The 14,662-nt window shown below is 60.3% G+C and carries 8 protein-coding genes and 1 other RNA gene; 6 read left to right on the forward strand and 3 right to left on the reverse strand.

Annotated features, from left to right (window positions below; genetic code table 11):
- Positions 1–8: 8 nt before the first annotated feature.
- From xdhC to xdhA, 3 genes are all read right to left on the reverse strand, one after another.
- Positions 9–866 (reverse strand): xanthine dehydrogenase accessory protein XdhC, encoded by an 858-nt coding sequence (xdhC, locus tag IAI51_RS23635; protein WP_187680663.1) that lies wholly within the window; start codon positions 864–866, stop codon positions 9–11.
- Between the two features lie 124 nt (positions 867–990).
- Positions 991–3,387 (reverse strand): xanthine dehydrogenase molybdopterin binding subunit, encoded by a 2,397-nt coding sequence (gene xdhB, locus IAI51_RS23640; RefSeq protein ID WP_187680664.1) that lies wholly within the window; start codon positions 3,385–3,387, stop codon positions 991–993.
- Positions 3,380–4,834 carry a xanthine dehydrogenase small subunit gene (xdhA, locus tag IAI51_RS23645; protein ID WP_187680665.1) on the reverse strand — a complete coding sequence of 485 codons (1,455 nt, stop codon included), beginning with the start codon at positions 4,832–4,834 and terminating at the stop codon, positions 3,380–3,382. Before xdhA ends, xdhB begins: the two co-directional genes overlap by 8 nt.
- A gap of 290 nt (positions 4,835–5,124) precedes the next feature.
- Here xdhA and IAI51_RS23650 point away from each other — a divergent pair, with 290 nt between their 5' ends.
- The 6 genes from IAI51_RS23650 to ffs all read left to right on the forward strand — a co-directional run bounded on the left by IAI51_RS23650 (position 5,125) and on the right by ffs (position 14,391).
- A complete protein-coding gene (locus IAI51_RS23650; protein ID WP_187680666.1) occupies positions 5,125–5,784 on the forward strand; it encodes a GntR family transcriptional regulator in 660 nt (219 codons plus the stop codon).
- A gap of 2 nt (positions 5,785–5,786) precedes the next feature.
- On the forward strand, positions 5,787–9,275 hold the full coding sequence (gene smc, locus IAI51_RS23655) for a chromosome segregation protein SMC (protein ID WP_187680667.1): 3,489 nt from the start codon (positions 5,787–5,789) through the stop codon (positions 9,273–9,275).
- A 259-nt stretch (positions 9,276–9,534) separates the two neighbouring features.
- A complete protein-coding gene (gene zipA / locus IAI51_RS23660; RefSeq protein WP_187680668.1) occupies positions 9,535–10,398 on the forward strand; it encodes a cell division protein ZipA in 864 nt (287 codons plus the stop codon).
- A gap of 86 nt (positions 10,399–10,484) precedes the next feature.
- Positions 10,485–12,842 carry an NAD-dependent DNA ligase LigA gene (gene ligA, locus IAI51_RS23665; protein WP_187680669.1) on the forward strand — a complete coding sequence of 786 codons (2,358 nt, stop codon included), beginning with the start codon at positions 10,485–10,487 and terminating at the stop codon, positions 12,840–12,842.
- Between the two features lie 154 nt (positions 12,843–12,996).
- Positions 12,997–14,160 (forward strand): putative zinc-binding metallopeptidase, encoded by a 1,164-nt coding sequence (locus tag IAI51_RS23670; protein WP_187680670.1) that lies wholly within the window; start codon positions 12,997–12,999, stop codon positions 14,158–14,160.
- A 134-nt stretch (positions 14,161–14,294) separates the two neighbouring features.
- Positions 14,295–14,391: signal recognition particle sRNA small type (gene ffs / locus IAI51_RS23675), an RNA gene on the forward strand.
- Positions 14,392–14,662 lie beyond the last annotated feature (271 nt).

Raw genomic sequence — 14,662 nt, forward strand, 5'->3', positions numbered from 1 at the left:
TTCTCTAATCAATTTGAGGCTTTGAGTTTGGTGGCTTCACTGCGGCGCGAAACAGGCAGCAGTTTGGCAATCGGTTCGGCGCTGGCGGTGTGCTGGCCGAAATTGGCGTTATACGTGGCGATGATTTCACCGGCGATGGAGATGGCGATTTCCACAGGCAGTTTGCCTTTGACTTCGCCGATACCCATCGGGCAACGCATGCGTTGCACGACGCTGGCGTCGAAACCACGGTCACGCAAACGGTGTTCGAACTTGGCGCGTTTGGTCTTCGAGCCGATCAGGCCGAACCAGGTGAAGTCGTTGCGCTTGAGGATCGCGGCGGTCAGCTCCAGATCGAGCTGATGGTTGTGGGTCATGACGATGCAGTAGCTGCCGGCGGGCAGGTCATCGATTTCATCCACAGGCTCTTCGGCGACGATTTTACGCACGCCTTTGGGAATCTGTTCGGGGAATTCCTCCTCCCGCGAATCGATCCAGCGCACGCGGCAGGGCAGGCTGGCGAGCAGCGGCACCAGCGCGCGGCCGACGTGGCCGGCGCCGAACACGGCAATCTGCGCCTGCACCTGGCCCATCGGTTCGAACAGCAACACGGTGGCGCCGCCACAGCATTGGCCGAGGCTGGCGCCGAGGCTGAAGCGCTCCAGATGGGTGTCCTGCTTGCCACTGGCGAGCATGTCGCGGGCGATCTGCATGGCTTTGTATTCCAGATGCCCGCCACCGATGGTGTCGAAGATTTGTCTGGCACTGACGACCATTTTCGAGCCGGCGTTGCGTGGCGTCGAGCCGAGTTCTTCGATGATCGTCACCAGAACACAGGGTTCGCCCTGGTTCTGCAGGTCGGCGAGGGCGTCGATCCAGTTGTACATGTTCACCTCCCAAGATCATTCCCACGCTCTGCGTGGCAATGCATCTCTGAACGCTCCGCGTCCGCTTTTCAGGATGCGACGCAGAGCGTCGCGGGCTGCATTCCCACGCAGAGCGTGGGAACGATCAAACCACTACTTCTGACTCGACTTCGACGGCTTTCACCGCTTTCAACTGGCGCATCTGCTCACACCCCCACAACACCCGCTCTGGCGTCGCTGGCGCGTCGATTTTCGGTTGATGTTTGTAGTCGCCGAGGCTCGCCACGGCGTCCTTGATCGCACACCACGCGGCAATCCCGAGCATGAACGGTGGCTCACCGACAGCCTTGGAATGGAACACCGTGTCTTCCGGGTTCTTGCGGTTTTCCACCAGCTTCACCCGCAGGTCCAGCGGCATGTCCGCCACGGCCGGGATCTTATAGCTGGCCGGGCCGTTGGTCATCAGCTTGCCTTTGTTGTTCCAGACCAGCTCTTCCATGGTCAGCCAGCCCATGCCCTGGACGAACCCCCCTTCCACCTGACCGATATCGATGGACGGGTTCAGCGAGGCGCCGACGTCGTGAAGGATGTCGGTGCGCAGCATCTTGTACTCGCCGGTCAGGGTGTCGACGATCACTTCGCAGCACGCCGCGCCAAACGCGAAGTAGTAGAACGGGCGGCCACGGGCCTGGCTGCGGTCGTAATAGATTTTCGGGGTCTTGTAGAACCCGGTGCTCGACAGTGAGACCTGATTGAAATACGCCTGCTGGATCAGCGCTTCGAAGGTCAGGATGTGGTCGCGAACGCGCACGTGGCCGTTGTGGAATTCAACGTCTTCTTCAGTGACTTTGAAGTGGCGTGCAGCGAATTCGACCAGACGCTTCTTGATGATTTCCGCCGCGTTCTGCGCCGCTTTACCGTTCAAGTCAGCACCGCTGGACGCCGCCGTCGGCGAGGTGTTCGGCACCTTGTCGGTGTTGGTGGCGGTGATCTGCACGCGGTCGATTTCGACCTGGAACACTTCGGCCACAACCTGCGCGACCTTGGTGTTGAGGCCCTGGCCCATCTCCGTGCCGCCATGGTTCAGGTGGATGCTGCCGTCGGTGTAGATGTGGATCAGTGCACCGGCCTGGTTCAAGAAGCTGGCGGTGAAGGAAATGCCGAATTTCACCGGTGTCAGCGCCAGGCCTTTTTTCAGGATCGGGCTATTGGCGTTGTAGCGGCGGATCGCTTCGCGGCGCTCGGCGTACTGGCTGCTTTCTTCCAGTTCGGCGGTCATCTCTTCGAGCATATTGTGCTCGACGGTCTGGTAGTAGTGGGTGACGTTGCGCTCGGTCTTGCCGTAGTAGTTGGCCTTGCGCACGGCAAGCGGATCAAGGTTGAGATGACGGGCAATTGCGTCCATCACTTCTTCGATGGCGACCATGCCTTGCGGGCCACCGAAACCACGGTAAGCGGTGTTCGACGCGGTGTTGGTCTTGCAGCGATGACCGTTGATGGTCGCGTCGCCGAGGTAGTACGAGTTGTCCGAGTGGAACATCGCCCGGTCAACGATCGATGCGGACAAGTCCGGCGAGCAGCCGCAGTTGCCGGCCAGGTCCATGTTGATCCCATGCAGGCGCCCGGTGCTGTCGAAACCGACGTCGTACTCGACGTAGAACGGGTGACGCTTGCCGGTCATCAGCATGTCTTCAACGCGCGGAAGGCGCATCTTGGTTGGCTGGCCGGTGAGGTGCGCGACCACTGCGCACAGGCATGCCGGGCTGGCGGCCTGAGTTTCCTTGCCACCAAAACCGCCGCCCATGCGGCGCATGTCGACAACGATTTTGTTCATCGAGACGTCGAGCACTTCGGCGACCAGTTTCTGCACTTCGGTCGGGTTCTGCGTTGAGCAGTAGACGATCATGCCGCCGTCTTCGGTCGGCATCACCGAGGAGATCTGCGTCTCCAGGTAAAAGTGTTCCTGACCGCCGATGTGCAGCGTGCCTTGAATACGGTGTTCGGCAGTGGCCAAAGCACCGGCCGAATCACCACGTTGATGGGTGTGACTGTCGAGCACGAAGTGGCGTTTGCGCAGGGCTTCGACCACGTCCAGCACCGGCTCGAGATCTTCGTATTCGATGATCGCGGCCATCGCCGCTTTGCGTGCGGTTTCCAGATCTTTCGCCGCCACGGCCAGCACCGGTTGACCGACGAACTGCACGTCGTCGATGGCCAGCAGCGGGTCGCCGGGCATCAGCGGGCCGATGTCTTTCAGGCCCGGCACGTCTTCGTGGGTGATGGCGATGCGCACGCCTTCGAAGGCGTAGCAGGGCTTGGTGTCGATGCTGATGATTTTCGCGTGGGCGCGGTCCGACATGCGTGCGTAGAGGTGCAACTGATTCGGGAATTCGAGCCGGTCATCGATGTACTGCGCTTCACCGGACACGTGCTTGGCGGCGCTGTCGTGCTTGACGCTGCGGCCGACACCGGTGGTCAGGTCCTGGGCGAACAGCTCGGCCAGTTCAGCCTGGGTCTTCTCTACGGCGTGATGGTTAGACATAAGCGGTCACCCGAGTCTCGATGTGCGGTGTTTGCAGTTCGATGAAGTATTTGCGCAGCAGGTTCTGCGCGCTGAGCAGGCGATATTCCTTGCTGGCGCGGAAGTCCGAGAGCGGCGTGAAGTCTTCGGCCAGTGCGGCGCAGGCGCGCTCGACCACGGCGTTGTTGAACGGCTGGCCGAGCAGCACGGCTTCACAATGGGCGGCGCGTTTCGGAATCGCGGCCATGCCGCCGAAGGCGACACGGGCATCGCTGATCACACCGTTTTCGATGCGCAGGTTGAAGGCGGCGCAGACGGCGGAGATGTCGTCATCCAGGCGTTTCGAGACTTTATAGGCGCGGAACAGCTGCTCGGCGCTGGCACGCGGGACGATGATTTTCTCGATGAACTCGCTTTCCTGACGCGCGGTAACACGGTAATCGATGAAGTAATCCTCAAGGTTCAACGTGCGCCGGGTTTCACCCTTGCACAGCACGATTTGTGCGCCGAGGGCGATCAGCAGCGGTGGCGAGTCACCGATCGGCGAGGCGTTGCCGATATTGCCGCCGAGGGTGCCCTGGTTGCGGATTTGCAGAGAGGCGAAGCGGTGCAGCAGTTCGCCGAAGTCCGGGTACTCGGCGTTCAGCGCTTCGTAGCAGTCGGAGAGGGCGGTGGCGGCACCAATTTCGATACGGTCGTCGAAGCTGTCGATGCGCTTCATTTCCGCGACGTTGCCGACGTAAATCATCACCGGCAGGGTGCGGTGGAACTGCGTGACTTCCAGCGCCAGATCGGTGCCGCCGGCCAGCAGCCGGGCTTGCGGGTAAGCGTCGTAGAGGTCGGCGAGATCAGCCACGGTCAGCGGCACCAGGCAGCGTTTGTCGCCGCTGTTGAGTTCGCCGATATCGGTCGGGGCAATGGCTTTGAGGCGGGCGATGGTGTCGGCTTCGCGGGCGTCGAACTGATCCGGCTGTTTGCCGCAACACGATTGTTCGGCAGCGGCCAGAATCGGCCGGTAGCCGGTGCAGCGGCAGAGGTTGCCGGCCAGCGCTTCGTGGGCTTTGGCCTGATCCGGTGCATCGCTGTTCTTTTGCAGGGCGAACAGCGACATGACGAAACCGGGGGTGCAGAACCCGCACTGCGAGCCGTGGCACTCGACCATGGCTTTCTGCACGCTGTGCAGTTCGCCTTTGTGCTTGAGATCTTCGACGCTGATCAGTTGTTTGCCGTGCAGCGACGAAACGAACGTCAGGCACGAGTTGAGGCTGCGATAGCGAATGTGTTCGCGACCATCGTCATCCGTTTGCAACTCGCCGACCACCACGGTGCAGGCGCCGCAGTCACCGCTGGCGCAACCTTCTTTGGTGCCGGATTTGCCCACGTGTTCGCGCAGGTAATTGAGCACAGTCAGATTCGGGTCCAGGGCGTGCTCGCTACGGAGTTCCTGGTTAAGTAAAAACTGGATCACGGAAGGCCTCGCAGACTCATTATTGTTGTTAACCGACGTGAGCCGAATTTAGCAGCTCTGACTTTTCGGTCAATGATTTTCTGACTTAAAGGTCAAGAAAATGCATTTCGTCGATCAACAACGTGTCTATTCAGTATTGACCCTCATTGAGTCACCTGGTTTTTTGTTTGTTTTTCTCTAGAAAGTTGCGGGAATCGTGCCAAAAACCGCTGAGTGGGCACTCCGCCATGACCGTGCATTTGCGCTACACTGCGCCGCTTGTGCAGATCGATAGAGTTTGAAGGACAACCATGACGTTCAAGGCGCCGGACAGCCTCGCCGAGCAAATTGCTCACCACCTCGCCGAACGCATCATTCGTGGCGAAATGAAGCCGGGAGAGCGCATCCAGGAACAGAAGGTCACGCTGGCATTGAATGTCAGCCGCGGATCGGTCCGCGAAGCCTTGCTGATCCTCGAGCGCCGCCACCTGATCGCGATCCTGCCGCGCCGTGGCGCGCACGTCACTGAGCTGACGGCGCACAAGGTGCAGAGCCTGTGCACGCTGATGAGCGAGCTGTACATCCTGCTCGGCAACTCGGTGGCCAACGGCTGGCAAGTCCAGTCCGACATGGCGCCGTTCGTGCAGATCCAGCAGCGCCTCACCGCCAGCTACGAGCGTCAGGACATCCGCGCGTTTGTCGACGACAGCTTCGCCGTCATGCGCGCCGCCTATCCGTTCGCCAACAATCCGTACCTGCAAGAGACCGTCGAGAACCTGCAACCGGCCATGAGCCGGGCGTACTTCCTCGCCCTCGAACAGCGCAAGGCTGAGATGAGCGAGTTCCTTGAATTGTTCGAACGCCTGCTGGCCGCTGTGCTTGCCCGTGATTTGCCGCAGATCCGCATCGTGTTGACGGCTTACGCCCAGCGCAGTTGCGATCTGGTGGTGTCTGCCCTGACGGTTGCCTAAGCGTGCGGCTCAAGTGCATCAAACTGGCGGGATTCAAATCCTTCGTCGACCCGACCACGGTGAACTTCCCCAGTAACATGGCGGCGGTCGTCGGGCCGAACGGTTGCGGCAAGTCGAACATCATCGACGCCGTGCGCTGGGTGATGGGCGAAAGTTCGGCGAAAAACCTGCGTGGCGAGTCGATGACCGACGTCATCTTCAACGGCTCGACCAGCCGCAAACCGGTGAGTCAGGCGAGCATCGAACTGGTATTCGACAACTCCGATGGCACGCTGCTGGGCGAATACGCGGCCTACGCGGAGATTTCCATTCGCCGCAAAGTCACCCGCGACAGCCAGACCACTTATTACCTCAACGGCACCAAATGCCGTCGTCGTGACATCACCGACATCTTCCTCGGCACCGGCCTCGGCCCGCGCAGTTACTCGATCATCGAGCAGGGGATGATCTCCAAGCTGATCGAGTCCAAGCCCGAAGACCTGCGTAACTTCATCGAAGAAGCAGCAGGCATCTCCAAGTACAAGGAGCGCCGGCGCGAGACCGAAAACCGTATCCGCCGCACCCACGAAAACCTCGCCCGTCTGACCGACCTGCGCGACGAACTTGAGCGTCAACTCGAACGCTTGCACCGTCAGGCCGAGGCGACGAAGAAGTATCAGGAATTCAAAGCCGAAGAGCGTCAGCTCAAGGCGCAATTGTCGGCGCTGCGCTGGCAGGATCTGAACGAACAGGTCGGCCAGCGCGAGTCGATCATCGGCACTCAGGAAGTCAGTTTCGAAGCGCTGGTCGCCGAGCAACGTAACGCCGATGCGGCCATCGAGCGCCTGCGCGACGGGCACCACGATCTGTCGGAGCGCTTTAATCTGGTGCAAGGGCGCTTCTATTCGGTCGGTGGCGACATCGCCCGGGTCGAGCAGAGCATCCAGCACGGCCAGCAACGTCTGCGTCAGTTGCAGGACGATCTGAAAGAAGCCGAGCGCGCACGCCTGGAAACCGAATCGCACCTCGGTCACGACCGCACCTTGCTGCTGACCCTCGGCGAAGAGCTGGACATGCTCACCCCCGAGCAGGAAATCACCAGCGCCGCCGCCGAAGAAGCTGCCGCTGCGCTGGAAGATTCCGAATCCGTCATGCATGGCTGGCAGGAGCAGTGGGACACATTCAACCTGACCGCCGCCGAACCGCGTCGTCAGGCCGAAGTGCAGCAGTCGCGCATCCAGCAACTGGAAACCAGCATGGAGCGCCTGGCTGATCGGCAGAAACGTCTCGGCGAAGAGCGCGCGCTGCTCTCGGCCGATCCCGAAGACGCGGCGATCATGGAGCTCAACGAGCAGCTCGCCGAGTCCGAAGCGACCCTTGAAGATTTGCAGACCAGCGAAGAAGCGCAGGTCGAAAAGCTCGAACAACTGCGTCAGGAGTTGCAGCAAGCGTTGACCGCGCAGCAACAGGCGCAGGGCGATTTGCAGCGCCTCAACGGTCGCCTCGCATCGCTTGAAGCCTTGCAACAAGCCGCGCTCGATCCGGGCACCGGCACCGCCGAATGGCTGAAGGAACACAACCTTGCTGAACGTCCGCGTCTGGCCGAAGGCCTGAAGGTGGAAGCGGGTTGGGAGCTGGCGGTGGAGACCGTGCTCGGCGCCGATCTGCAAGCGGTGCTGGTGGATGATTTCAGCGGTTTCGATTTGTCCGGTTTCACCCAGGGCGATTTGCGCCTGCTCAGCCCCGGCACCGACGGCGTGCGAGTGGCGGGCAGTTTGCTGGACAAGGTCGAGGCGCAGATCGATCTGTCGCCATGGCTCGGTCAGGTCAAACCGGTCGACAGTCTGGAGCAGGCGTTGGCCTTGCGCGGTGAGTTGAGTGCCGGCCAGAGTCTGATCAGCCGCGATGGTTACTGGGTCGGCCGGCATTTCCTGCGCGTGCGTCGCGCCAGTGAAGCGGAGAGCGGCATGCTCGCTCGTGGCCAGGAAATCGAAGCGCGGCACCTTGAGCGCGAAGAGCGCGAAGCCACGGTCGAGTCCATGGAAACCCGGTTGCAAACCCTGCGCGCGCAACAGCGTCAGCAGGAAAACGGTCGCGAACATTTGCGTCGCTTGCTGCAGGATGAAGCCCGTCAGCAAGGCGAGTTAAAAGCCCAACTGTCCGCTGGTAAGGCCAAGGCCGAACAACTGACGCTGCGTCGTACTCGCCTTGATGAGGAGCTGGTCGAGCTCGGCGAGCAGCGCGCACTTGAGCACGAACACATCGGCGAAGCGCGCATGCAATTGCAGGAAGCCCTCGACGCCATGGCGCTGGACACCGAGCAGCGCGAGTTGCTGCTGGCCCAGCGCGATAGCCTGCGCGAGCGCCTCGACCGCGTGCGTCAGGAAGCGCGGCAGCACAAGGATCACGCGCATCAGTTGGCCGTGCGTCTCGGCTCGTTGCGCGCGCAGCACGACTCCACGCGCCAGGCGCTGGAACGTCTGGAAATGCAGTCCGAACGTCTGACTGAAAAGCGCGAACAGTTGAGTCTCAATCTGGAGGAGGGCGAGGCACCGCTGGAAGAGCTGCGCCTGAAACTCGAAGAGCTGCTCGACAAGCGCATGACCGTCGACGAAGAACTCAAGACCGCGCAGATCGCCCTGGAAGATGCCGATCGCGAACTGCGCGACGCGGAAAAACGCCGGACTCAGGCCGAGCAGCAATCGCAACTGATCCGTGGTCAGCTCGAACAGCAACGCATGGAATGGCAAGCCCTGACCGTGCGCCGCAAGGCTTTGCAGGATCAACTGCTGGAAGACGGCTACGATCTCAACGGCGTGCTCGCGACATTGACGGCGCAGGCCAGTGAACGCGAAGCCGAAGAAGAACTCGAACGGATCAATGCGCGGATTCAACGCCTGGGTGCGATCAACCTCGCGGCCATCGACGAATACACGCAACAATCCGAGCGTAAGCGTTATCTGGATGCTCAGAACGCCGATCTGGTGGAAGCACTGGAGACGCTGGAAAACGTCATCCGCAAGATCGACAAGGAAACCCGAAACCGTTTCAAAGATACCTTTGATCAGATCAATGGCGGTTTACAGGCACTTTTTCCAAAAGTTTTCGGTGGTGGACGGGCGTATTTGGAACTGACGGGCGAAGATCTACTCGATACAGGGGTAACGATCATGGCGCAGCCGCCAGGAAAGAAGAACAGCACCATCCATTTGCTCTCCGGCGGGGAAAAAGCCCTGACCGCACTGGCACTGGTTTTTGCCATCTTCAAATTGAATCCGGCGCCGTTCTGCATGCTCGATGAAGTTGACGCACCACTGGATGACGCTAACGTTGGACGCTACGCACGATTGGTTAAAGAGATGTCGCAGACCGTGCAGTTCATCTATATCACCCACAACAAGATCGCCATGGAAATGGCCGAGCAGTTGATGGGGGTAACGATGCATGAGCCGGGTTGTTCGCGACTGGTAGCCGTGGATGTCGAGGAGGCGATGGCGATGGTGGACGCCTGAGTCAGCGTCGTGTCGGAAAGGTATTAGGGGTTTGTAGGACTTTTTTACTGGCTTCGACTTGCTGGCCAATCGACATATTCGCGCAAGCCAATGAGACAGACGGTGTAAAGTTGTCTTTGGTCGTGCTAGTTTAATGTCAATTTTTCGTATACGTGGGCAAAACGCCTGTCAGAACATAGAGTTGGCGCCACGTTTTAAAGCGGTTTGCACAGTGTAAACCCCTTATTTTTCAGCATTTTTTATAGAGGCACGGGATTACATGGAAATCGGTCTGCGCGAGTGGCTGATCGTCATCGGCATCATTGTGATTGCCGGTATTCTTTTCGATGGCTGGCGCCGTATGCGCGGCGGCAAGGGAAAACTGAAGTTCCGTCTTGACCGAAGTCTGTCCAACCTGCCGGACGAGGACACCAGCGCTGAGCTGTTGGGCCCGGCCCGCGTCCTGGACACACATAAAGAGCCACAACTGGACGAACACGATCTGCCGTCGGTGAGCATGCCGGCCCGCGAAGCACGCGAGCCTCGCGAATCCGGCTCCAAGCGTGGCAAGCGCGGCAGCAACGGTCCGGCCCAGGGTGACTTGAATCTGGATCTTGATCTGGACGGTGGCCCGAACTTCAGCAGCCGTGACGATGACTTCGTCGAAGACAGCAAGCCTTCGCCTGCCGTGGTCGAGAAGGATCAGCCACAAGCTGAAGAAGTCTTGGTGATCAGCGTGATCTGCCGCGACGCCGCCGGCTTCAAAGGCCCGGCGCTGTTGCAGAACATTCTGGAAAGCGGTCTGCGTTTCGGCGAAATGGACATTTTCCACCGCCACGAAAGCATGGCTGGCAACGGTGAAGTGCTGTTCTCCATGGCCAATGCGGTCAAGCCGGGCATCTTTGATCTGGATGACATCGACCATTTCAGCACCCCGGCAGTGAGCTTCTTCCTCGGCCTGCCAGGCCCGCGTCATCCGAAGCAGGCCTTCGACGTGATGGTGGCCGCTGCCCGTAAGCTGTCTCAGGAATTGAACGGCGAACTGAAAGATGACCAGCGCAGCGTCCTGACCGCACAGACCATCGAGCACTACCGTCAGCGCATCGTCGAATTCGAACGCCGCGCCCTGACCCAGAAGCGTTGATTGAAAAGATTGCCTCGCTATAAAGAGGCAATCGGCAAAATAGATTGAGCAGCCTCGGCTGCTCTTTTGCTTTATGAGAGAACACCATGACCGCCGCCAAAAATCGCATTCTAGAGCTGCGCGCTGAGCTGGATCAGCACAACTACCGTTACCACGTCCTCGATGAGCCGAGCATTCCGGATGCCGAGTACGACCGGTTGTTCCGCGAGCTCAAGGCGCTGGAAGCGGCCAACCCGGAACTGATCACCAGCGACTCGCCGACTCAGCGTGTCGGCAGCGTGGCGCTGACCGCCTTCACCCAGGTGCGTCACGAAGTGCCGATGCTCAGCCTCGGCAACGCCTTCGAAGAAACCGACATGCGCGAGTTCGATCGCCGCGTGACCGAAGGTCTGGATCTGCCGGCCGGTGATCTGTTCGGTGGCGGCGCGGCGGTGGAATACAGCTGTGAGCCGAAGCTCGATGGCCTGGCGGTCAGCCTGCTGTATCAGGACGGTGTGCTGGTGCGTGGCGCTACCCGCGGCGATGGCACCACGGGTGAAGACATCAGCGTCAACGTGCGCACCGTGCGTAACATTCCGCTGAAGCTGCACGGTGAAGGCTGGCCGGCGACGCTGGAAGTGCGTGGCGAAGTGTTCATGTCCAAGGCCGGTTTCGAGCGTTTGAACGCGTCGCAACTGGAAGTCGGCGGCAAGACCTTCGCCAACCCGCGTAACGCGGCGGCGGGCAGTTTGCGTCAGCTGGATTCGAAGATCACTGCCAACCGTCCGCTGGAATTCTGCTGCTACGGCATCGGACAGGTCTCCCACGATATTTCCGACACCCACATCGGCAACCTCAAGCAGTTGCAGAAGTGGGGCATGCCGATCAGTCACGAACTGAAACTGGCCAAAGGCATTGGCGAATGCCTGGATTACTACCGCGACATCGGCGAACGTCGCAACTCGCTGGCCTACGAAATCGACGGCGTGGTGTTCAAGGTCAACAGCATTGCGGATCAGCGTGAGCTGGGCTTCCGCGCCCGCGAGCCGCGCTGGGCCATCGCGCATAAATTCCCGGCCATGGAAGAACTCACCGAGCTGCTCGATGTGGAGTTCCAGGTTGGCCGCACTGGCGCTGTCACCCCGGTGGCGCGTCTGAAACCGGTCAAGGTGGCTGGCGTCACCGTGGCCAACGCCACGCTGCACAACATGGACGAAGTCGCACGGCTGGGCTTGATGATCGGCGACACCGTGATCATCCGACGTGCCGGTGATGTGATTCCGCAAGTGGTGCAAGTGGTCACTGAACGGCGTCCTGAAGATGCACGCCCGGTAGCGATCCCTGAGAATTGCCCGGTGTGCGGCTCGCACGTCGAGCGCACGCAACTGATCAAGCGCAGCAAGGGCAAGGAAACGGTCAGCGAAGGTGCGGTGTATCGCTGCGTCGGTCGTCTGGCCTGCGGCGCGCAGTTGAAGCAGGCGATCATCCACTTCGTGTCGCGCCGTGCGATGGACATCGAAGGCCTCGGCGACAAGAGCGTCGAGCAACTGGTCGACGAAGGTCTGGTCAGTTCGCCGGCCGATCTGTACGCGCTGAAGTTCGACGACATCGTCGATCTGGAAGGCTTTGCCGAAGTCTCCAGCAACAAACTGCTGGCAGCCATTGCCGACAGCAAGAAGCCTGGCCTGGCACGTTTCATCTATGCCCTCGGTATTCCTGATGTCGGCGAAGAAACAGCCAAGGTGCTGGCGCGCTCATTGGGTTCGCTGGAGCGTGTGCAGCAAGCTCTGCCGCAAGTGCTGACCTACCTGCCGGATGTTGGCCTGGAAGTGGCGCACGAGATTCACAGCTTCTTTGAAGATGCGCACAATCAGCAGGTGATCAGCGAATTGCTCGGTCATGGTTTGCAGATTCAGGATCAGGGTGAGTTAGGCGCCGAATTCGCTGCCAGCACCACGCTGGGTGGCTTCCTCGACAAGCTGCACATTCCATCGGTCGGCCCCGGTGGCGCACAGAAACTGGCGGACAAGTTTGGCTCGCTGGAAGCGGTGATGAACGCCGACTGGCTCGACATGCGTCAGGCGTTGCCGGAGAAACAGGCGAATTCGGTGCGTGAATTCTTTGCGCTGCCGGAGCATCGTCAGCTTGCCGAGGGCGCCGAGAAACAACTGCGTGATTTCGGCATGCACTGGCAGAGCGAGAAAAAAGTTGTCGAAGGTTTGCCGCTGTCCGGCGAGACCTGGGTGCTGACCGGCAAGGTCGAGCTAATGAGCCGTGACGTCGCCAAGGAGCACCTGGAAAGCCTTGGCGCCAAGGTTGCGGGTTCGGTGTCGGCCAAGACTCATTGCGTGGTCGCCGGTCCGGGCGCCGGGTCGAAGTTGACCAAGGCCAACGAGCTGGGCGTGAAGGTCATGGACGAAGAGGCGTTTGTCGCGTTCCTCAAAGGGCACGGTATCAGCGCCTGACTGATCGTTCCCACGCTCCGCGTGGTAACGCATCCCGTGACGCTCTGCGTCACAGCGGACGCGGAGCGTCCGGGGCGGCATTCCCACGCAGAGCGTGGGAACGATCTCTAGGCGAGAATGATCTAGTCTTGGCAAGCCCCAGGGAGAGATCGCCATGTACCGCTTTTTCGAGCAGCTCAGTTCTCGCATCGTCGCGCCGTTCATGGGCGAGTCTTCACGCAACAGCAAAGTCTGGCCGTGCCGCTGCGGCCAGTCGCTGTTTTTTCGCAACAGCCAGTGCCTGGCGTGCAGCGCATTGCTGGGCTACCAACCCGAACAAAGTCGCCTGGCCTCGTTGCAACCCGGCCCGCAGGACGGCACCTGGACGCTCGACGCCGACCCCGACGCCGGACTGTTCCGCCGCTGCGCCAACCTCGACACACCTGCCGCCTGCAACTGGCTGCTGCCGTTCAACGGCCATGACAGCCTGTGCATCGCCTGTAGCCTCAATCGCACCATCCCCGACTTGTCCGATCCGGACAACCCTGAACGCTGGCGCAAGGTCGAGATCGCCAAGCGTCGTCTGGTCGCGCAACTGATCACGCTCGGCTTGCAGGTCATCCCGAAAACCGTGGATGAAGAAACCGGACTGGCCTTCGACTTCATCGGCGTCGACCTCGAAGGCAAAGCGCCGATGACCGGCCACGCCAACGGCCTGATCACCCTCGACATCAAAGAAGCCGACGATGCCCATCGCGAGCAGGTGAGGGCGCAGATGCACGAGCCGTATCGCACGCTGCTTGGGCATTTTCGTCATGAGGTCGGGCACTATTACTGGGATCGGCTGATTGCCAACGGCCCGTGGCTCGGATCATTCCGCAACCTGTTCGGCGATGAACGCGCCAGTTATGCCGAGTCGCTGGATCGTCACTATCAGCAGGGCGCGCCGCTGGACTGGCCACAGCAGTACGTCAGCGCCTACGCGACCATGCACCCATGGGAAGACTGGGCGGAAACCTGGGCGCATTACCTGCACATGATGGACGCGGTGGACACTGCGCTGGGCTTTGGCATGAGCGCGCGGGAGATGGACTTCGACTACCAGCCGTTCCCGACCAGTACGCTCTACGATCCGGAGCATCCCGGTGGCGAGGCCTTCCTGTCGTTCGTCAACGCGTGGATCGAACTGGCCGGGATGCTCAACGAACTGTCACGCAGCATGGGCCAGCCGGATTTCTATCCGTTCGTGCTGCCGGCAGCGGCGATTGCCAAGCTGCATTTCATTCACCTGGTGATCCAGCGCGCGGGCGGCAAGGCGGATGAGGTTCTGACCCTGTAGGAGCTGTCGCAGGCTGCGATCTTTATGTCCTTGAAGCCATTCATATTTTTTATCTACAACCAACGGTTGTAACTTCACCTCAGATAGGTACAATGGCGCGGCTCGCCGACAGGTGAGCGTCGTTATGGTGACCCCATCGGTCCCCCCGCAACGATTACCCGTGAACCTGGTCAGAGCCGGAAGGCAGCAGCCACAGCGGGAACATTGTGTGCCGGGGTGTGGCTGGTGGGGGCACCACCTTAACGAACATAGAACGCTTCAACAGAACTGCATGGGTTTCGCCCACTGCGGTTTTTTTGTGTCTGCGATTTGACGAACACCCCAAATCTTCCTCGTTGACGCGGACCCCGTGGGAGCCGGGCTTGCCCGCGATGGGCATTGGTATCTACACATCTCCCGATCCTGGTCTATAAAAGGACGGCATGGATATCAAATGACCGGGCTAGATGCCCGACTGACAAAACGATACGACGAGTTAGTCATGGGACACAGTAATGGACTA

Source organism: Pseudomonas sp. N40(2020) (genome assembly GCF_014472415.1).
Classification (GTDB): Bacteria; Pseudomonadota; Gammaproteobacteria; order Pseudomonadales; family Pseudomonadaceae; genus Aquipseudomonas.

Coding starts and splice junctions, on each gene's coding strand:
- xdhC (WP_187680663.1), bottom strand. CDS start 866: ATGTACAACTGGATCGACGCCCTCGCCGACCTGCAGAACCAGGGCGAA.
- xdhB (WP_187680664.1), bottom strand. CDS start 3,387: ATGTCTAACCATCACGCCGTAGAGAAGACCCAGGCTGAACTGGCCGAG.
- IAI51_RS23650 (WP_187680666.1), top strand. CDS start 5,125: ATGACGTTCAAGGCGCCGGACAGCCTCGCCGAGCAAATTGCTCACCAC.
- zipA (WP_187680668.1), top strand. CDS start 9,535: ATGGAAATCGGTCTGCGCGAGTGGCTGATCGTCATCGGCATCATTGTG.
- ligA (WP_187680669.1), top strand. CDS start 10,485: ATGACCGCCGCCAAAAATCGCATTCTAGAGCTGCGCGCTGAGCTGGAT.
- IAI51_RS23670 (WP_187680670.1), top strand. CDS start 12,997: ATGTACCGCTTTTTCGAGCAGCTCAGTTCTCGCATCGTCGCGCCGTTC.